Source organism: Kitasatospora sp. NPDC059577 (assembly GCF_042735475.1).
Classification (GTDB): domain Bacteria; phylum Actinomycetota; class Actinomycetes; order Streptomycetales; family Streptomycetaceae; genus Kitasatospora.
On record NZ_JBHWBZ010000035.1, the window covers coordinates 23,485 to 42,183 of the forward strand.

The window sequence follows — 18,699 nt, forward strand, 5'->3', positions numbered from 1 at the left end:
GCGCTCCTCCCCGGCGGTCGGCAGTGACCCGGTCTCCGGTGGCGGCCCGGTGACCGGTGGTGATCATAGCGGTGCTCCCCGGCGCCCCGGGGTGGTCCGGTGGCCCGCTGGTTCAGACCTCTGCGTAGGCCCCGGAGAGCAGGTGCCCGGCGCCGGGCGCCACGGCGGGCAGGCCGAGGGCGCGGAGCAGTTGGTGCGCGGTGCAGATCGAGGCCGACACCACCGGCTTGCCCAGCTGCTGTTCGGCCTCCTCGACGGCGGACAGCGAGGGCATCTGCACGCACGCGGAGAGCACCACGGCGTCCGCCTCGGCGTGCGCGAGGCCGCGGGCGATCGCGGGCAGCCGGGCCGGGTCGTGGGCGGCCACGTCGAGGTTGTCGGCGATCTCCAGGGCGGCGTGGTCGAGCACCTCGACGCCCTCCTGCGCGAGGTAGTCGACGACGGTCCGGGCCAGCGGCCGCAGGTACGGGGTGACCATCGCGACCTTCTTGGCGCCGAGCGTCCGCAGTCCGGCGACCAGGGCGCCGGCGCTGGTGACCACGGGGGCGGGCGCGCCGTTCTCGACGGTGCGCCGGTGCAGCCGCCGTTCGGCCTCGCGGTGGTAGCCGGGGCCGGTGGCCATCACGGCGACCAGACAGGCGTAGCCGATCACGTCCACCCGGGCGTCCGAGAGTTCGGCGGCGCAACGGTCCGACTCGCCGTCCATGGCGCGCAGTTGCTCGGGGGTGACCCTGGTCATCCGCATCCGGCTGGAGTGGAACGTGAACCGTTCGGGGGCGACGGTCTCGCGGGCCCGCAGCAGGGCGGGGACCTCGGTCTCCATGGTGACGTTGGAGCTCGGGACGATCTGGCCGATCCGGTACGTCGACATCGGGTGAGGGGTCCTTTCCTCGGACGGGCTGCACGGGCTGCACGGGCTGCGCGGGCTGCGCGGGCTGCGCGGGCTGCGCGGTGGCCCGTCTCGGCGCGCGCTGCGCGGGCTGTGTGGCGGTCCTGCCTCAGCGGGCGTCGATCACGGGGTTGGCGAGGGTGCCGATCCGCTCGATGGTGGCCTCGACCAGGTCGCCGGGCTGCAGGAACTGCGGCGGCACCATGCCGGCGCCGACCCCGGAGGGGGAGCCGGTGGCGATCACGTCGCCCGGTTCCAGGGTGACCCCGGAGGAGATGTCGGCGATCAGCCGGGCGATGCCGAACAGCATGTGGCGGGTGTTGGAGTCCTGCCGCATTTCGCCGTTGACCTTCAGCGAGAGGTCGAGCCGCTGCGGGTCGGGGATCTCGTCGGCGGTCACCACGGCGGGGCCGAACGGCGCGTAGCTGTCCTGGCCCTTGGAGAAGAACCACTGTCCGGAGCGGCGCTGGTCGCGGGCGCTGACGTCGTTGACGATGCTGTAGCCGAACACGTGCCGCAGGGCGTCCCGTTCGGCGACCTGGAAGGCGGGTTCGCCGATCACCACGGCGAGTTCGCACTCCCAGTCGAGCTGTTTGGTGAGGTTCGCGTTGTGCCGGATGGGCTGGCCCGGGCCGGTGACGGCGGTGGACGGCTTGCCGAACAGCACCGGACGGTCCGGCAGTTCGCGATCGGTGTCCAGGGTGCGGTGCGACTCGGCCACGTGCTCCACGTAGTTGAGGCCGACGCCGACGATCTTGCCGGGGCGCAGCGGTGCCCGCAGCGACACCTCGGACAGCGGCCGGGTGGCCGCCGCCCCCGCGACCAGCCCGCGCGCGGTGGCCAGGGCCGGTGCCCCGGCGCGGATCAACCCGAGCAGGCTGTCGGGCAGTTGCGCTCCGGCGGCGGTGGCGAGGGCGGCGAGGTCCGCGACCCGGTCCCCGGCGAGCAGTGCGCCGAGGCGCGGGGTGTCGTCGCCGTCGGCGCAGTAGGTGAGCAGGTGCATGGTGGTGGGTCTCCCGGTCAGGCGGTGGTCGTGGTGGGCTGGTGCCCGTCGTGGTCCGGGTAGGACTCCTCGCGGTACAGGCCGAGCGAGTGCGTCACCGGGAAGTCGTTGAAGGAGAACAGGCAGGCGTCCTCGCCCTGGTCGAGGTTCGCGTGCTCGTGCCAGGCCCAGGACGGGACGACGAAGATGTCGCCCTGCTGCCACTCGAAGCGCTGTCCGGCGACCACCGAGACGCCGCGCCCCTTGGCCGCCGTGTAGACCACCGAGCCGGTGTGCCGGTGTGCACGGGTGGCCTGGCCCGGGCGCAGCAGCTGCAGGTGGGCGGCCATCGTCGGCATCACCGGGCCGCCGGTCACCGGGTTGGTGTACTCCATGATGACGCCGTCGTACGGCGATCCCTCGCTCGCGCGGGCGAGTCGGCACAGCGCCTCGTAGCTGGGTTCCCAGGGCCAGCCGAACAGTGGCGAGTACGGCCGGGTCCACTTCTCGGCGCCGTACGGCAGCAGGTTGCCGCCGTAGCTGAGCAGCGAGGAGTTCACCACCGGGCCGGGGCGCTGGTACAGCTCGGGGTGGACCTCGTAGAAGTTGGCGTCGAGCGTGTTGACCAGCGGGATGTCCAGGCCGTCCTGCCAGATCACCGGGGCGTCGTCGGACTCGTTGCCGTGCTCGTGCCAGGTGTTGTTGGGGGTGATCGCGAAGTCGCGCGGGCCGACCTTGAGCCGCTGGCCGTCCACGATGGTCCAGGCGCCGGTGCCCTCGTGGACGAAGCGCAGTGCGGAGGCCTGGTGGCGGTGCGCGGTCATCGCCTCGCCGGGGCCCATGATCTGCAGGCCGGTGTACAGCAGGCCGACGGCGGCGCTGAGTTCGCGGCGGCCGGGGTTGACCAGCATGACCACCCGGCGGCCGGCGTCGTCGGCCTTGACCAGCGGCAGCGCCTTGCGTACCAGCGGGCGCAGGTCCGCGTAGCGCCAGAGCACCGGGACGGACTTGGGCTGCGGGTACCAGGGCTCGATCTCGTTCGCCACCGTCCACAGTGCGCCGGCCGAGTGCTCGGCCAGCTCCTCGTAGTAGGCGAGGAGTTCGGGGCTCTCGGTGACTCTTGCGCGGCCGATCCGGTCGTCGTCGTGGTCCTTGTCGCGGGCCTCGTCGCGGGCCTCGTGGTGTGGGAGGCCCGCGCGGTTCGAGCGGCCGTCGGGACCGGTCATGACTCCTCCTCGGGGAACACCAGGGGCCGCAGCGGGCGGTCGTCCACGTGCAGCCGGAACACGTCGAAGCGGTTGTAGTGGCCGACGATGTCGTGCATCTGCTTGGGCTGGATGCAGCGGCCGAGGTCGATCTCGGCGTAGACGATGCCCTCCTCGTCCACCAGGGGTTCGGTGACGGCCCGCCCGTCCGGGCCGAAGATCCCGGACAACGCGCTGCGCGGGCGGGCGAGTTGCTTGCGCAGCTGCTGGTCGTCGCCGGCGATCAGGTCCACGATCTCGGGTGAGATCGTGGAGCAGGAGACCACGGTGAACAGCTTGCCCTCGAAGCAGTGGGCCGAGGCGCGCAGCGCGATGGCCTCCGCCATGTCGTAGTCCTCGGGGGCCACCGGCAGGGCGATGTAGCTCGCGGCGTGGACGAGTTCGCCCTGGGCGAGCAGGGTGAAGCGGGCCAGGGTGTTGGTGTTCTCGCCGCAGGCGAGCGCGCCGAGCGGGCCGACGGCGGTGCGGTGCACCTTCAGGGTGCTGCCGTCGCCCTGGGTCCAGGTCAGCTTCTCGGCCCAGGTCGGCACCAACTTGCGGTGGACGCCGAGCAGTCCGCCGTCCGAGTCGATGATCAGCAGGGTGTTGTACAGCACCCCGAGGCTGTGCCGGCCGCGCTCGTTGACGCCGATCACCAGCACCACGCCGGCCTGCCGGGCGGCGGCACGCAGGGTGTCCACGTACGGGCCGGGGACGTCCACGGCGGCCCGGTACAGGCGCTCGTACCAGGGCGAGCCCTGCACCGGGTTCATCGTCCAGTTCCAGTACGGGTAGCCGGGCACGAAGACCTCGGGGAAGACCACCAGTTCGGCGCCGTGACCGGCCGCCTCCTGGATCAGCGCGACGGCCTTGTCGACGGTGGCGGCCGGGTCCAGGTAGACGGGCGCGGCCTGGACGGCGGCGGCGGTGAAGCGGGGCAGGTGGGGCACGGTGCTCGTCACTCCTCGGGCGGGGTCGGCAGCCAGCGGCGGTGGACGGGGGCGGGCGGCTCGCGCAGCAGCTGCAGCCGCGGGGCGACCCGGTCGGCGCCGGGGCCGGGCGGCTTGCGGCTGCCCGCCAGCCAGGGCTCGGGCCAACGGGCGCCCGGGCCGGTGTAGCCCTGGTCGGCGGCGGCGTGCAGGGTCCAGAGCGGGTCGTGCAGCTGGGCCCGGCCGACCGCGACCAGGTCGGCCCGTCCGGCCAGCAGGACGGAGTTGGCGTCGTCGGGGCCGGAGATCGCGCCGACCGCGACGGTCGGCAGCCCGGTGGCGGAGCGGACCAGTTCGGCGAAGGGTGTCTGGTACCCGCGCCCGTACGGCGGACGCTGGTGCGCCACCACCTCGCCGGTGGAGACGTCCACCGCGTCCGCCCCGGCCTCGGCCAGCGCGCGGCAGATCGCCACCGCCTCGGCCTCGGTGGTGCCGCCGGGCGCCCAGTCGCTCGCCGAGATCCGGACCAGCAGCGGCTGTCCGGCCGGCCAGGCGGCGCGCACCGCGGTCAGCACCTCCAGCGGGAGCCGCAGCCGGTGGGCGAGCGGGCCGCCGTGGCGGTCGGTGCGCTGGTTGGTGAGCGGGGAGAGGAACGAGGAGACGAGGTGCCCGTGGCCGAACTGCAGCTCCAGCACGTCGAACCCGGCCCGCGCCGCGCGCTCGGCGGCCGCCGCGAAGTCCGCCGTGACGGCTGCCAGTTGGAAGTCGTTGGCCTCGTGCGGCACCGGACTGTCGGCGTCCCACGGGATCGCCGAGGCGGACAGCAGCGGCCAGCCCCCGGCGAGCGGGCGCCCGATGCCGTCCGGTCCGGGGACGGCGGTGGCGCCCCGGCGTCCGGCGTGGGTCAGCTGGATGCCGAGCGGGGTGTCGCTCACGGCCTTGACGGCGCGGACGAGTTCGCGCCAGGCGCCCTCCTGGCGGTCGGTCCACAGGCCCGGGCAGCGGTCGGTGGCCCGGCCCTCGGCGCTGACCGCGGTCATCCCGGCGAGGACCAGCCCGGCGCCGCCGAGCGCGTGTCCGGTCAGCTGGGCCCGGTCGAAGGCACCGGGCAGCGTGTCGGAGGAGGTGAAGGTCGCCAGCGGCGGCACCACGACGCGGTTGCGCAGCTCCAGCGCGCCCAGTTTCAGCGGCCGGAACATCGGCGGCACCCCGGGCGAGCCGCCGAAGGCGGTGTCCACGGCGTCCACGAAGGCGGCGTCGCGGGCCCGGAGGTTGCCGTAGGTGACCCGACGGCTGCGGGTGAGCAGGTTGAAGGCGAACCGGTCGATGTCCTGCCCGGTGCGCCGCCCGACGGTCTCGAACCACTCCAGGCTGGCCTGCGCGGCGCGCTGGGTGGACTCCACCACCGGGCGCCGCTCGGCCTCGTACGCGACCAACGCCTCGTCCAGGGAGGGCTGTTCGCCCAGTGCGGCGGCCAGGGCGAGGGCGTCCTCCAGGGCCAGTTTGGTGCCCGAGCCGATCGAGAAGTGCGCGGAGTGCGCGGCGTCGCCGAGCAGCACCACGTTGCGGTGGTGCCACCGCGCGTTCCGCACCGTGGTGAAGCGGATCCAGCGGGAGGCGTTGGGGATCAGCCGGTGGCCGTCCAGGTGGCCGGCGAGCAGCTCCGCGCAGCGCCGCACGCTCTCCGTGTCGCTCTCGCCGCGGGCGAACTCCCGTGCGGCGAGGGCCTCGAAGCCGGCCCGGCGCCAGGCGTCCTCGGCGATCTCCACGATGAAGGTCGAGCGGGTGGCGCTGTACGGGTAGGCGTGCACCTGCAGGGTGCCGAAGTCGAACCGCTCGACGATGAAGGTGAAGGCCTCGAAGACCTTGTCGGTGGCGAGCCAGATGTAGCGGCAGTGCCGTTCGTCCGCGTCGGGGCGGAAGGCCTCCGGGTACGTCGCCCGGGTGCCGGAGCGGATGCCGTCGGCGGCCACCACCAGGTCGTACCCGGCGGCGAGCCGTTCGACGGGCGGGGCGGTGGTGCGGTAGCGCACGTCCACGTCGAGTTCGGCGCAGCGCTCGCGCAGGATGGCGCGCAGCCGGTTGCGGTCCAGGGCGGCGAAGCCGTGCCCGCCGCTGGTGCGCACCCCGCCCGCGTAACGGACGTCGATGTCGCTCCAGCGGGCGAACTCGGCGCCGATCGCGGCGAAGACCTGCGGGTCGGCCTGGGCGATGCCGTCCAGGGTCTCGTCGGAGAAGACCACGCCGAAGCCGGACTCGTCCTCCCGGCCGTCCCGTTCGAAGACGGTGATCTCCCGCTCCGGGGCCGCCCGCTTGGCCAGGGCGGCGAAGTAGAGCCCGCCGGGGCCGGCGCCGATCACCGCGATCCGGCGCGCCCGGGTGCCGGGGCCCGCCGCCGGACGGGCCCCGGCCGCGCCGGTCACGCGACCACCTCCGGCTGCTGCGGTCCGGACTCGGTCAGTGCCCGGCGCACCCGGACGGGCCACGGCTCGGCGCCCTTGGTGTGCGGTGCCGCGTGCACCACCGACATCCGGCCGCTCGCGGCCAGGCCCTGCGGGCCGTGCACCTCGAAGGCGTAGTGCAGCGAGGAGCCGCCGACCCGGACCACCCGCAGCTCGGTGCGGACCACGTCCCCGAACCAGAGCCGTTCGCGGTAGTCGGCCTCGAAGTGCACCCGGGGGATGCGCCCGAACAGCTCCGCCAGCCCGAGCCGGCGCAGCAGCGCCGCCTCCGCCGCCTCGGCCCAGCGCTGCACGGCGGAGAAGTGGTAGTGCCCGGCCGCGTCGGTGTCGGACCACTCGACCCGGCGCTCGATCGCGACGCTGGCCGGGGTGAGCGAGGCCCGCCGCCGCAGTTCGGCGCGGTGCAGCTTGCCGGTCGCGGTGCGCGGCAGCTCGGTGACGAACTCCACCACCCGCGGGTACTTGTACGGGGCGATGGTGCGCTTGACGTGCTCCTGGAGGTCGCGCACCGCGTCCGGCCCGGCCGGTGCGCCGGCGCGCAGCACCACGTACGCGGTGACCACGCTGCCGCGCCGTTCGTCGGGCGTGCCGACCACGGCGCAGTCGGCCACGTCGGGGTGCGTGGCGAGCGCCTGCTCGACCTCGGGCCCGGCGATGTTGTAGCCGGCCGAGACGATCATGTCGTCGTTGCGCGCCTGGTACCAGAAGTAGCCGTCCCGGTCCCGGACGTAGGTGTCGCCGGTGAGGTTCCAGCCGTCCCGGACGTAGCTCGACTGGCGTTCGTCGTCCAGGTAGCGGCAGCCGGTCGGGCCCTTGACGGCGAGCAGCCCGGGTTCGCCGTCGGGCACCGGGCGGCCCTGCGCGTCCAGTATCGCGGCGCGGTAGCCGGGGACGGGCTTGCCGGTGGCGCCGGGGCGGACGGACTCGTCGGCGGCGGAGATGAAGACGTGCAGCAGCTCGGTGGCGCCGATGCCGTCGATCAGTCGCTGCCCGGTGGTGGCGTGGAAGGCCTGCCAGACGGCGGCGGGCAGCGGTTCGCCGGCCGAGACGCAGCGCCGCACCCCGGCCAGCCGGTCGGCCAGTCCGGCGGCCAGGATCGCCCGGTAGGCGGTCGGTGCGGTGAACAGCACGCTCACCCGGTGCCGCCGGACGTGTTCGGCCAGCTGCTCGGGCGTGGCCTGCTCCAGCAGCAGGCTGGCGGCGCCGGCCCGCAGCGGGAAGACCAGCAGGCCGCCGAGGCCGAAGGTGAAGCCGAGCGGCGGGGTGCCGGCGAAGAGGTCGTCGGGGGTGGGGTGGAGCAGGTGGCGGGAGAAGGTGTCCGCGTTGGCGAGCACGTCGCGGTGGAAGTGCAGGGTGGCCTTGGGGCGCCCGGTGGTGCCCGAGGTGAAGGCGATCAGCGCGACGTCGTCGGCGGCGGTCGGGACGGCGGTGAAGCCGGGTGGTTTGGCGGCGCAGCGGGCGGTGAGGTCCTCGGGGCCGTCGCCGCCGTAGGGGACGATCCGCAGGCCGGGGGCTCGTGCCCGGTCGAGGTCGGCCAGGTAGCGGTGGTCGCACAGGGCCAGGGCGGGCTTCGCGATGTCGGCCAGCTGGGTCAGTTCGGTGGCGCGCAGCAGCGGCATGGTGGTGACGACCACCCCGCCGGCCTTCAGGACGCCGAGCCAACAGGCGGCCAGCCAGGGCGTGTTGGGGCCGCGCAGCAGCACCCGGTTGCCGGTGGCGAGGCCGAGGTCCTCGGTCAGCAGGCGGGCGATCCGGTCGGCGTGGTCGCGCAGTTCGCCGTAGGACCACTGCTCGGTGGGCGTGAGCAGGCAGCGGCGGTCCGGACCGAGGCGGTCGATGGTGTCGTCGAGCAGGGCGGCGGCGCAGTTCAGGCGGTCCGGGTAGGCCAACTCCGGTAGTTCGAAAAGGAGTTCCGGCCACTGATCGAAGGGTGGGAGGTGGTCTCGGCAGTACGTGTCCACGTGCGCCGAGGGGGAGAGCTCCATGGGCGGCACCTCGTCGTGCGAGCGGGAGTGAGGCCAGTATGGCGCTTCGGTGACGCCAGTCAAGAGAGCGATACATGCATTCGGGCGACGCCGCCGGACCCCGGCGGCGCGCGGCCCTCGCCCCCGCGCGGGGGTGGGGCGGGCCCTCCGCCGGGGTGGGGCGGGCCCTCCGCCGGGGTGGGGCGGGCCCTCCGCCGGGGTGGGGCAGGCCCTCCGCCGGGGTGGGGCAGGCCACACTCCTGCGCCGACCACGGGTCCGGCGGGCACCGGCTGGTGCAGAGTGGAGACGTCGAAACACGGGGGCGAGGAGCGGGGATGTCGGAACAGTCGGTGTCGTGGGGCGTACGCGCCGGAGCGGGGTTCGTCCGGGCCTGTGCGGTCGCGGCCGTCACCCTGCTGGTCCCGGCGGTGTGGGCCGCCGCCGTCGCGCTGGGGATCCGGTGGGGGCCGGCGAACCCGTGGTCGTGGCTGCTGCCGGTCGTCCTGGTGTGCACCGGCACGCTCGCCCTCGCCCGCCCGGTCTGCCGGACCGTGCGCCACCTGGTCGAGCGGTGGACCGGCACGGCCGTGCCCGCCGGTTACCGGGAGCCCGGGCCGGTCACCCGGATGTCCACCGGGTACTGGTGGAACGGGCACTCCTACGAGCGCAGCCGCCGGGACGCCGTCATGGACCAGGCGTGGCGGACCTGGTGGGGCGACCCGGCCACCTGGCGCGACCTGCGGTTCACCGGGATCGCGCCGTTCACGGCGGGCCTGGCCGCGGCCGTCCCGCCGGCCGCCGCGGCCGGTGCGCTCCTCGGGCTGCTCCGGCCGGAGCCCCTCGCGCACGCCGCCGGGGCGCTGGCCGCGGTCGTGGCCGTCGCCTCCGCCCCGTACGCCTGGCGGCTGGTCGAACCGGTGGCGGTCCGTTTCCTCGGCCCCTCCGCCGCGATGCGGCTGGCCGACCGGGTGGAGGAACTGACCGCCCAGCGCGCGGACGTGACGGTCGCCCAGGCCGCCGAGATCCGCCGGATCGAGCGGGACCTGCACGACGGGGCGCAGGCCGGCCTGGTCGCGCTCGGGCTCTCCCTCGCTACCGCCGAGAAGCTGATGGAGACCGATCCGGCGCGGGCCAGGGCCCTGATGCGGGCCGCGCGGTCCGGCGCCGCGAGTTCGCTGGCCGAACTGCGGGACCTGGTCCGGGGGATCAACCCGCCGGTGCTGACCGAACGCGGGCTGGTCGACGCCGTCCGCGCCCTCGCCCTGAACAGCCCGCTCGACGTGACCGTGGCCGCCGACCGGCCCCTCCGGCCGGAACCGCCGATCGAGTCCGCCCTGTACTTCGGGATCGCCGAACTGCTCACCAACGCCTCCAGGCACGCCCGGGCGACGAGCGTGCGGATCGCCGTCGCGCACAGCGGGACCGGCATCGTCGTCGACGTCGAGGACGACGGTCGCGGCGGAGCGGTGCCGGGCGGTGCGGGCGGACTGGCCGGGCTGCGGCGCCGACTCGCGGTGTTCGACGGCACCCTGGAGATCACCAGCCCCGAGGGCGGACCGACCCGGGCGACGATGATGGTGCCATGCGAATCGTCGTAGCCGAGGACCTGTACCTGCTCCGGGACGGACTGGTCCACCTCCTGGAGGCCTACGGGCACCAGGTGGTGGCCACCGCCGCCACCGGCCCCGAGACCCTCGACGCCCTGCTGACCCACCGCCCGGACGTCGCCGTCGTCGACGTCCGCATGCCGCCGACCCAGTCGGACGAGGGCCTGCGGGCGGCCCTCGCCGCCCGACGCGAGGTGCCGGGGCTACCGGTGCTGGTCCTCTCCCAGCACGTCGAGCAGCTGTACGCCCGCGAGCTGCTGGCCGACGGCGCCGGCGGCATCGGCTACTTCCTCAAGGAGAGCGTGTTCGACGGCGAGCAGTTCGTCGACGCCCTGGAGCGGGTCGCCCGGGGCGGGACGGCCATGGACCCGGCCGTCATCGCCGCACTGGTCTCCTCCGCCCCGTCGAACCGGCGCCTCGACCGGCTCACCGAGCGCGAACAGGAGGTGCTCGCCCTGATGGCCGAGGGCCTCTCCAACCAGGCCGTCGCCCGGCGGCTGTTCCTCAGCGACAGCGCGATCAGCAAGTACACCACCTCGATGTTCGGCAAGCTCGGGCTCACCGACGACGAGAACGGCAACCGGCGGGTCCTCGCGGTCCTCGCGTACCTCGACAAGCCCTGACCGTCAGCCGGTTGCGGCCGCGGTCGAGGCGGCCGCGTCGGGGGTGCGGCCGTCCTGGGCCTGCCGGGCGCGCTCGGCGAGCAGCTCGGCGAACACCGTCAGCCAGGGCGCGGTGACGGCGGCACCCGGCCCGTCGTCGCGCACCAGGAGCAGCACGGCGCCGACCCGGACCAGCGCCACCGCCGTCGACGAACCGCGGGTTCGGACGGCACTCTGGTCGCCGATCCGGGGGAGGGCCACCGCCCCCGAGTCCTCGCCGGCGGTGCGGTCGAGCGTGGCGCCGAAGGCCCGGGCGGCCGTCTCGGGCGAGCCGAAGGCGACCGCGGTGAAGTTCGCGGTCCGGATGTCCGCCGCACCGAACCGAACCGTGGCGTAGGCGAGTTGCTGATCGCAGGAATCCGGCAGCAGGCACGGCACGTCGGCGCCCGAACCCGTGCCCGCCTCCGGCCCGCTCCGCACCTCCCACCCGGCCGGCATGGCCCGCGCGTCGGGCAGCACACCCCGCACCAGCGCCGGGTCGCGCAGCGGCTGCGCGGCGTGCGCCAGACCGGGGCCGCCCGGCTTCAGCAGCGGGCGCGAGCCCAGGTGAATGCCGAGGGCGACCAGGGCGGCGATCAGGACCAGCGCCAGGGCCACCACGATCCCGGCACTGCTGCGGCGCGCGGCGAGGGCCCGGGCCCGGGCGTCCGCGGGGCCTACCCGCAGCTGGACGGTCGTCGGGCCGGTCGGCGGAGACCCGGCACCGGTCCGCAGCTGGACGGTGCTCGGCCCGGTCCGCAGCTGCACGGTCGACGGATCGGTGGACCGCCCCAGCCCGGTGGTCGCCAGGTACTGCGCGAACGCCTCGTCGGTGGCGAGCAGATGGGCGACCGCGGCGGTCAGCTGCGCCCGCGCCTGCACGTCCTCCGGGCCCGTCTCGGCCGAGGCCAGTGCCCGCGTCCCCTCCGGCACCATCCGCAGCCGTGCCCGCACCACGTCCGCCACCGCCTGGTGCGGCCCGCCGGTCAGCAGTGCCTCCACGACGTCGGGTACCATCCCGCGGCCGTCCCCCATGGCAACTCCCCTTGCCGGACCAGTCGTTCTCCCCAGGATCCCGGACCGGCCGGTACTTCGTACGCCCGCCGACACGGAACGGAGACGCAACTGCAACCGCTCCCGGAGCGGTGAGGTGCGGAGCGGTGAGGTGAGGATCGACGCAGCCGGACACGGCCTCGGGGAAGGCCGCCGCTCGTGCACTGCCTCGGCCGGTGTCCGGGTCTGTGCCCCGGCGCTGACCTGCACCCCGCAGTCCACGGGGACGGCGAGGTCGAGCAGGTGCCGGGCTGCCTGGCGGGCCGTTCGCCGGGAGGGCGTCCGCAGGATCGGGAGGGCGCTCGACGTGCTCGTGCCGCAGGAGCGTGGCAGAGGCGATTCCGCAGGTCACAGGGTTTCTCCGGCCTGCCGAGGTGACGTTCCGGGCCCGGCCGGCCGCGCGGTGCCGCCGGACCACGTTCCCCGTACCAGTGCCGCGATGACCTCCGACGGCAGCGCCGGGTTGGCCGCGGCGGCTTCGGCGGTGCGCTCGTCCGGGGAAGCGAGGCAGCGGGTGAGGGCCTCGGGCCCGGCGTGGGGGTGGGCCGCGATGGCGCGCAGGGCCTTGGCCGGGACCGGCTCGGTGGTGGCGATGCGGTCCAGCAGCGCCGTCGGGGCGTCCGGGTTGGCGGCGACGGCGGTGGCGAGCACGGTGCCGAACCGGTCGAGCAGGGCGGCGAGCCGCGTCGGCGCGAGGCCGGGGTGCGGGGCGACCGACGTCGCCACCGCGGCGTCCGGGTCGTCGGCGAGCGCGTCCCGGACGGGGGCGGGCAGGGTGCGGTGCCGGGCGACGAGCATGCGGACCCGGGGCTCCGGCGAGCGGGCGAGCCGGGCGAGTTCGGCCGGGTCGGCGTCGGCGATCCGGGGGAGCAGGGCCGGTCCGATCCGGACGGTGACGGCGAGCCGTTCGAGCAGGTCGAGCGGGATCGCCGGGTGGTGCGCGAGCCTGCGCCGCACGTCGCACCCGTCGTCGGTGGCGAGCCGGTGCATCAGTGTCGGGTCGACCCCGGGGTTCTCGGCGAGGTTGCCCCGGACCCAGGGGGCGGGGTCCTCGGCGAGCTGGTGGTAGACGTGGGCGGGCAGACCGGGGTGCTCGGACAGCTGCTGCCGGACCATCGGGTGGTCGTCGACGTGCCGGGCGGCCGCCGCGCCGGGGGTCGTCGGGTTGCCGGCCGCCTGGCGGCGGACCCGGACGTCCGGGTCCGTCAGCAGCGTCGTCAGCAGGCCGGCCGGTGCGGCCTCGTTCGCCGCGACCCACCGCCGCACCTCGGCATCGGGGTTCCCGGCGAGCCGGACCAGCAGGTCCGCCCGGTCGGTGTGGAGGCCGAGGTCGCCCAGCACTTCGGTGTCCGCGTCGGCCGCGAGCAGGTCGGCGGCCCCGTCCGGCAGACCGGGGCAGGAGCCGAGCCGCATCCGGACGTACGGGTCGGGGTTCCGGGCCAGCTGTCCGGCCCAGGCCGGGTCGCCGCGTCCCTCGTCCAGCAGAGCGAGCGCGACGAGGGGCCGGGTGACCGGGTCGACGTCCGGTGCACGCAGCAGGCCTCCGTAGGCGAGCCGGACGGCGGTGCCCTGATCGCGTCCGGCCAGCCGCCGGACCTGCTGCGGTGTGAGGTCGGGCCGGTCCGCGAGAGCCTGGGCCAGTTCCTCGTCGGTGTCGCCGGCGCGGAGCAGGTGTCGGAGGAGGTCGGGCGGCAGCGCGGGGTTGAGGGCGACGGCGTACAGCAGCGACGGCATCCGGGCATTGTGCCCGGCGTCCGGCCGCGGGTGCCGCCGAATATCGCGGCGGGCTCGCCGCGGCCCTCTCGTCCGCTGCGGCCCTCTCGTCCGGCACGGCCCTCCCGACCGGTGCGGTCGCCCGTCAGCACATCCCGTCGGCACACTCCGCGACGCGATCCGTCGGCGCGGTCGGTCAGCGCAGGTCGAAGACCAGCCGGGCGGAGACCCGGCCGGCCAGCACCTCGTCGAAGCAGGCGTTGACCTCCTCCAGCCGCCGGGTCTCCCGGATCACCCGGGTCCGGCCGAGGGCGTGCAGGCGGAACACCTCGGCGAGGTCCTCGCGGGTGCCGACGATCGAGCCGATCACCCTGGTGCCGTTCAACACACTGTCGAAGACCGGCAGTTCGAGCTTCCCGCCGGCCGGGAGCGCCACCAGGACGAGCGTGCCGCCGCGCCGCAGCGCGCCGTACGCGGCCTGGAAGGAGGCGTTGCTGACGGCGAGCGCGACGGCCGCGTGGGCGCCGCCGAGCGCCTGGACCTCGGCCGCGACGTCCTGGCTGCGGGCGTCGAGGACGTGGTCGGCGCCGAGGTCGCGGGCGAGGGCGAGCTTGTCGTCGGTGACGTCGACGGCGATGGTCTCGGCGCCGCAGATCCGGGCGTACTGGAGCGCGAGATGGCCGAGCCCGCCGATGCCGGAGACCAGTACCCGGGTGCCCGGTCCGGCGCCGGAGACCTTGAGCGCCTTGTACGTGGTGACGCCCGCGCAGGACAGCGGCGCGGCGTCCAGCGGGTCGATGCCTTCAGGGACGGGGACGACGTAGTCGCCGTGCGCGAGCGCGTGCTCGGCGTAGGCGCCGTCCACCGAGTAACCGCTGTTGTGCTGCCGGGGGCAGAGCGTCTCCCAGCCGGACACGCACTGGTCGCACCGCCCGCAGGCGTCGGCGAGCCACGGGATGGCGACCCGCTCGCCCACCCGGACGTGCCGGACCAGCTCGCCCGCCGCCTCCACGACGCCGACGCCCTCGTGCCCGGGGACGAACGGCGGGGCCGGCCTGACCGGCCAGTCGCCGCGGGCGGCGTGGATGTCGGTGTGGCAGAGGCCGGAGGCCTCGATCCGGACCCGGACCTGGTGCGCGGCCGGCTCGGGCACCGGTCGGTCCTCGATGACCAGCGGCGCGGTGAAATCGCGGACGACGGCGGCCTTCATACGCTGCTCCCTCGGGCGTCCGGGCCGGTGCCGGTGGCGGTGGCGGTGGCGGTGGCGGTGGCGGGGCGGGCCGGTGCCGGTGGCGGGCGGGTGCCGGTGGTGGCCGCGCGCGGGTCACGGCCACCACCAGGCTCGCCCGACGGGGTGACCCTCGCCGTCCGGGCTGGGCCGAAGGAGTGACCGACCGCCCGCCCGTGGACCGCCGCCGGTCAGCGCACCGGCATCGACATGTAGACCGCCCGCCGCCCGTAGCAGGTCGGCACCGCGACCTCCCGGTGCGCGCGGTAGCCGATCAGCCTCAGCAGGATCTCGGCGCCGCGCACCGCGACCATCGAGATCCGTTCGAAGCCCAGTTCCTCCGCCCGCTCCCGGAAGTGCCGCATGAACCCCAGGGCGACCTCCCGGCCGCGCAGGTCCTCGGCGATCACCAGGTCGTGCACGTGCAGGTTGTCCGACTCGTACCGCGTCTCCTCCGGCCGGGTGAGGTCGGGGCAGCGCAGCGGCGGGTACGGCAGGCTCAGCAGGTAGCCGCGGACCGTGCCGCCCTGTTCCAGTACGAAGCAGGTCTCCGGTGAGCCGAGCGCGCGGGACTGCAGCGCCTCCCGGCCCTCGGACAGGCCGTCGGCCGCGTAGGCGTCGTGTTCCAGCGCGACCACGGCGTCCCAGTCCCCGTCGGCCAGCCGCCGGATCCGGAGGTCCCCGCTCACCGGGACGGTCCCTCCGGGGCGGCGTCGGGTCCCTCCGGTGCGGCGCCGAGCCCCTCCGCGCGGGCGGCGGCCACCAGCGCGGCCCAGGCGTCCACCAGCACCGCCCAGCGCTCGGCGTCCTGCTGCGCCTCGTCCAGGAGCTGCTGCCGCTGCCCGGCCACCACGTCGGCGAGCTCGGCGTACTTGCCGCCCAGCTTGCGGTAGGAGCGGTCCAGGACGTCCAGGCAGTGCTCGTTCCCGGCCCGGTCCCAGTCGACGCTGCCCCGCACCAGGTCGAGGATCGGCTCCGCCTTCACCCCGTGCCGCTCGTCCAGCATCCCGCGGCCGAGGTCGATCATCCCACCGTAGACCGGGTACAGGTACAGCATCGAGAGCAGGAACTTGACGAACCGCAGCTGGTAGGCGACGAATCCGGCGCCGGTGCGGCGCTCGGGCGTGTAGTAGTTGACGATGTGGCGGTTGTGGGTGACGCCGGGCAGCCGGGAGTGGACCAGGGCGTGCAGCAGGGCGTAGTCGCTGCCGATGGTCTCGATCGAGGGCAGCAGCGGAAGCACCTCGTAGGCCCGGTGGTCCAGGGCGATGTTGCACATGTAGACGTCCCAGATGTCGGGCACGCCGAGGACGGACTCGTCGGTGCCGAACGGCTCGGAGCCGGCGCCCTTGAAGGACACGTCCACCATCGCGTCCCGCTCCTCCTCGGACCACACCGGCGGGGTCCACAGGCGCACCACGTCGCGGTAGACGGCCGGGTCCAGCTCGTGGATCTCGCTGATGTCCACGTTGAGTTCGCCGATGAAGGAGCCGCTGACCAGCATCACCGGCTTGTCCGCGTCGGCCGGGTCGAGCTCGGAGCGGGACACGCCGGCCGCCGCCTCGCCGGCCGGCCGCCCGATCGAGAGCAGCTCGTGGTGGATCGGGAAGACCTTCAGACCGTCGACGACCTGGAAGTCGGCGTCGTCGTTGCGCAGGTGCACGGAGGTGCAGCCCAGGGCCGCCGCGCCCAGGAAGAGCCGGTTGACGCACGAACCGTACGCGACGGCCCGCGGGAGCATCAGGTCGAGCAGCAGTTCGGGGTCGGCGGCGCCGGAGCCCTCGGCCGCCCGGCGCAGGAACTCCCGCTGCTGCGCCTCGCCGAGGTGGTGGACGACCACGCCGGGCGTGGGCTCCAGTGCGGCCACGGCGCCCGCGTTCTCCGCGAACGCGACGGCGCCGGTGGTGTCGAGGACGAGGAGGTGCACCTCGACCCCGAAGTTCGCGACGGCGTGGGCCGCCTCCTCCGCGAGTTCCGTGATGGTGTCGGGGCAGGACCGCATGGTGGGCAGGGCGAGGCAGACTCTTTGCATGGTGCGGGCTTCTCCATCGGATCGTCAGATACGTTTCCACGGCGGCCAGTTGGGCGCACGGGAGGTCTCGGGCACGGGCTGGCGCCGGTCCGCCGGACCAACTTGGACTAGACCATTTGTGATGTCAACGATTGACAGCCGGGCCTCGGCGGGGTGGAATACGCCCCCTTCCGTGCGATCGGCCGCACCCGCACGGGCGCCCGAATCGCACGCGGGGGCGAACGGCCCCCGCTGAGTCGAACGGCCGGGCGAGTACGGGCGGTTCAATGCCGCGCATTGCGCCGTCGGGGTCAATCCGCGGCCCCGACCTGCCGATACCGGAGGTGATGCCCTCAGCAGTTCGGAGGAGACCGCCATGCCCGACCTGTGGCTGCCCGGCGCCGAGGTCCACGACCTCGGCGACCACGCACCGACCGACCAGCAGTACCCGCCGAAGGCCATCGCCCACATCACCTGGGACCGCAACGCGACCGCCGCCGCCCCGCAGGACTGGTGCACCTACGAGGAACTGGTGGGCTACTTCACCGGCAGTGGTGCCGGCGACGCTCCACACCTGGTCTGGGACCCGTTCAGCGGCCGGACGGCGCAGCTCCTCCCGGCCGACTCCCGCTCGAAGAGCCTGCTCAGCCCGGCCGAGAGCCCGACCCGCACCAACCGGGCCGGCCGGGTGGTGATCCAGATCGAGGCGGTGTTCTTCCCGTACTGCCGCTACCAGGGCCGGGTCTACCCGCGGCTGGTCGACACCCCCTGCGCCGGCTGGGGCCGGATCCACGCCTGGATCGCCTCCTGGGGCGTCCCCGACGTCTGGCCGATGGGCCGGCCGGTCGACTTCTCCGGCCACCGCGACGAGAGCGTCTGGGAGACCCGCGGCGGCTGGTACGCGCACGCCCACGTCCCGTTCAACGACCACACCGACCCCGGCTCCTGGCCCGACCTCACGGCCGGCGGCGGCACCCAGGACCCCCCGCCCTCGCAGCAGCACCCGGCACCCCCCGGGGACACCACGCCCGCCCGCTACCAGGTCTCGATCAACGGCCTGCCCTACGGCTACGGCGCCCAGGGCTACCAGGTGACCGCGGTCGGGCAGGCGCTCGTCTCGCACGGATTCGGCGACCACTACCGCTCCGGCCCCGGGCCGACCTGGACGGACGCGGACACCGAGAACTACGCCGACTACCAGGGGAGTCTGGGCTACTCCGGGCAGGCGGCGGACGGCGTCCCCGGCGCCGGCTCGCTGAACCGGCTGCTCGGCTACCTCCCCGGGCAGCGGTCGGTGTCGGTCTCCCACGTGGTCTCCGCCGCGCGGACCGACCCCGGCGCCGAACAGGGCCACCGCACCTACGGGTCCGAGGTGGCGATCGTGGAGCAGGCGCTGGTGGACGAGGGGCTGCTCGAACAGCGCTGGGTGGACGGCTCCTTCGGCAGCCGCACGGTCGCCGCGTACGCGGCCTGGCAGCGGCGCTGCGGGTACCAGGCCGGCGCGGCGGACGGCATCCCCGGGCAGGCCTCGCTGCACCGGCTGGGCGCGGCGCGGGGGTTCGCGGTGACGGACTGAGCCGCGCGGGTCCGCCGAGTGCGGGGTACAGGGTGCGGGGTACGGGATGCGGGGTCCGCGGGTGCGCCGACCGGCCGCGCGGGTCCGCGGCCCTTTCCGGGTACTCCCGGGGAAGGTGTGTCGGCACGCCCTGGCGAGCACGCGTACTCGCCAGGGAGTAGCCGACGTTACTTCCGTCGCCGGATGCCCGATGACGGGCGGACGGGGGAGTCTGGGGCCGTCCTCGTGGCCCCGACTCGAAGGAGGTGCCCGTGCGCCCGTCCACCGGACCGGTCGGAGCCGTGGCGACGCCCGAAACGACCCTCGGCGACCGGCGGCGACCGGCGGGCCGCCGCCTGGCGCTTTTACACAAATCCGAGCCCACGAGTCCCTCTTCTATGGCGGTTGGGGGCTGGGGGT

Annotated in this window: 14 protein-coding genes and 1 pseudogene; 3 read left to right on the forward strand and 12 right to left on the reverse strand. The window is 74.7% G+C overall.

Annotation, left to right across the window (positions count from 1 at the left end; all coding sequences use genetic code 11):
• Nucleotides 1-112: 112 nt before the first annotated feature.
• The 7 genes and pseudogenes from ACFV0O_RS24895 to ACFV0O_RS24925 form a co-directional block, all read right to left on the reverse strand.
• The gene (locus tag ACFV0O_RS24895) at nt 113-871 is read right to left on the reverse strand and encodes an Asp/Glu racemase (RefSeq protein WP_380345410.1); all 759 of its coding nucleotides are present in this window, start codon (nt 869-871) and stop codon (nt 113-115) included.
• 127 nt (nt 872-998) lie between these two features.
• A complete protein-coding gene (locus ACFV0O_RS24900) occupies nt 999-1,892 on the reverse strand; it encodes a fumarylacetoacetate hydrolase family protein (protein ID WP_380345412.1) in 894 nt (297 codons plus the stop codon).
• 17 nt (nt 1,893-1,909) lie between these two features.
• Nucleotides 1,910-3,097, reverse strand: a complete 1,188-nt coding sequence (locus ACFV0O_RS24905; RefSeq protein ID WP_380345414.1) for a cupin domain-containing protein — start codon at nt 3,095-3,097, stop codon at nt 1,910-1,912.
• Complete coding sequence (locus ACFV0O_RS24910) at nt 3,094-4,065, reverse strand: carbon-nitrogen hydrolase family protein (RefSeq protein ID WP_380345416.1); 972 nt, start codon at nt 4,063-4,065, stop codon at nt 3,094-3,096. The genes ACFV0O_RS24905 and ACFV0O_RS24910 overlap by 4 nt, the downstream gene beginning before the upstream one ends.
• An 8-nt stretch (nt 4,066-4,073) precedes the next feature.
• Complete coding sequence (locus ACFV0O_RS24915; RefSeq protein WP_380345418.1) at nt 4,074-6,467, reverse strand: FAD-dependent monooxygenase; 2,394 nt, start codon at nt 6,465-6,467, stop codon at nt 4,074-4,076.
• Nucleotides 6,464-6,913 carry a thioesterase family protein gene (locus ACFV0O_RS24920; protein ID WP_360258264.1) on the reverse strand — a complete coding sequence of 150 codons (450 nt, stop codon included), beginning with the start codon at nt 6,911-6,913 and terminating at the stop codon, nt 6,464-6,466. Before ACFV0O_RS24920 ends, ACFV0O_RS24915 begins: the two co-directional genes overlap by 4 nt.
• Nucleotides 6,893-8,491: pseudogene (locus tag ACFV0O_RS24925) on the reverse strand (AMP-binding protein); the annotation flags it as partial. The gene ACFV0O_RS24920 and the pseudogene ACFV0O_RS24925, both read right to left, overlap by 21 nt.
• Before the next feature lie 315 nt (nt 8,492-8,806).
• Here ACFV0O_RS24925 and ACFV0O_RS24930 point away from each other — a divergent pair.
• Both ACFV0O_RS24930 and ACFV0O_RS24935 read left to right on the forward strand, forming a co-directional pair.
• On the forward strand, nt 8,807-10,069 hold the full coding sequence (locus tag ACFV0O_RS24930; protein ID WP_380345420.1) for a sensor histidine kinase: 1,263 nt from the start codon (nt 8,807-8,809) through the stop codon (nt 10,067-10,069).
• Nucleotides 10,054-10,701: a response regulator gene (locus ACFV0O_RS24935; protein WP_380345422.1), complete on the forward strand. Its 648-nt coding sequence runs from the start codon at nt 10,054-10,056 to the stop codon at nt 10,699-10,701. The genes ACFV0O_RS24930 and ACFV0O_RS24935 overlap by 16 nt, the downstream gene beginning before the upstream one ends.
• Before the next feature lie 3 nt (nt 10,702-10,704).
• Here ACFV0O_RS24935 and ACFV0O_RS24940 read toward each other — a convergent pair whose 3' ends face one another.
• The 5 genes from ACFV0O_RS24940 to ACFV0O_RS24960 form a co-directional block, all read right to left on the reverse strand.
• Nucleotides 10,705-11,736, reverse strand: coding sequence for a hypothetical protein (locus ACFV0O_RS24940; protein ID WP_380345424.1), 1,032 nt, complete (start codon nt 11,734-11,736; stop codon nt 10,705-10,707).
• Nucleotides 11,737-12,120: 384 nt separating this feature from the next.
• A complete protein-coding gene (locus tag ACFV0O_RS24945; protein ID WP_380345425.1) occupies nt 12,121-13,506 on the reverse strand; it encodes a hypothetical protein in 1,386 nt (461 codons plus the stop codon).
• Nucleotides 13,507-13,681: 175 nt separating this feature from the next.
• Entirely contained in the window at nt 13,682-14,695 is a 1,014-nt protein-coding gene (locus ACFV0O_RS24950; protein WP_380345427.1) for a zinc-dependent alcohol dehydrogenase, read from the reverse strand.
• Nucleotides 14,696-14,904: 209 nt separating this feature from the next.
• Entirely contained in the window at nt 14,905-15,402 is a 498-nt protein-coding gene (locus ACFV0O_RS24955) for a GNAT family N-acetyltransferase (protein WP_380345429.1), read from the reverse strand.
• Complete coding sequence (locus ACFV0O_RS24960; RefSeq protein ID WP_380345431.1) at nt 15,399-16,745, reverse strand: DUF6271 family protein; 1,347 nt, start codon at nt 16,743-16,745, stop codon at nt 15,399-15,401. Before ACFV0O_RS24960 ends, ACFV0O_RS24955 begins: the two co-directional genes overlap by 4 nt.
• A gap of 355 nt (nt 16,746-17,100) precedes the next feature.
• Here ACFV0O_RS24960 and ACFV0O_RS24965 point away from each other — a divergent pair, with 355 nt between their 5' ends.
• Nucleotides 17,101-18,300 carry a peptidoglycan-binding protein gene (locus ACFV0O_RS24965; RefSeq protein ID WP_380345433.1) on the forward strand — a complete coding sequence of 400 codons (1,200 nt, stop codon included), beginning with the start codon at nt 17,101-17,103 and terminating at the stop codon, nt 18,298-18,300.
• Nucleotides 18,301-18,699: the final 399 nt, after the last annotated feature.

Bases quoted from the DNA above. Each gene is read 5' to 3' on its own strand.
- ACFV0O_RS24895 (WP_380345410.1), bottom strand. From the start codon at position 871: ATGTCGACGTACCGGATCGGCCAGATCGTCCCGAGCTCCAACGTCACC.
- ACFV0O_RS24900 (WP_380345412.1), bottom strand. From the start codon at position 1,892: ATGCACCTGCTCACCTACTGCGCCGACGGCGACGACACCCCGCGCCTC.
- ACFV0O_RS24905 (WP_380345414.1), bottom strand. From the start codon at position 3,097: ATGACCGGTCCCGACGGCCGCTCGAACCGCGCGGGCCTCCCACACCAC.
- ACFV0O_RS24930 (WP_380345420.1), top strand. From the start codon at position 8,807: ATGTCGGAACAGTCGGTGTCGTGGGGCGTACGCGCCGGAGCGGGGTTC.
- ACFV0O_RS24935 (WP_380345422.1), top strand. From the start codon at position 10,054: ATGCGAATCGTCGTAGCCGAGGACCTGTACCTGCTCCGGGACGGACTG.
- ACFV0O_RS24940 (WP_380345424.1), bottom strand. From the start codon at position 11,736: ATGGTACCCGACGTCGTGGAGGCACTGCTGACCGGCGGGCCGCACCAG.
- ACFV0O_RS24945 (WP_380345425.1), bottom strand. From the start codon at position 13,506: ATGCCGTCGCTGCTGTACGCCGTCGCCCTCAACCCCGCGCTGCCGCCC.
- ACFV0O_RS24950 (WP_380345427.1), bottom strand. From the start codon at position 14,695: ATGAAGGCCGCCGTCGTCCGCGATTTCACCGCGCCGCTGGTCATCGAG.
- ACFV0O_RS24960 (WP_380345431.1), bottom strand. From the start codon at position 16,745: ATGCAAAGAGTCTGCCTCGCCCTGCCCACCATGCGGTCCTGCCCCGAC.
- ACFV0O_RS24965 (WP_380345433.1), top strand. From the start codon at position 17,101: ATGCCCGACCTGTGGCTGCCCGGCGCCGAGGTCCACGACCTCGGCGAC.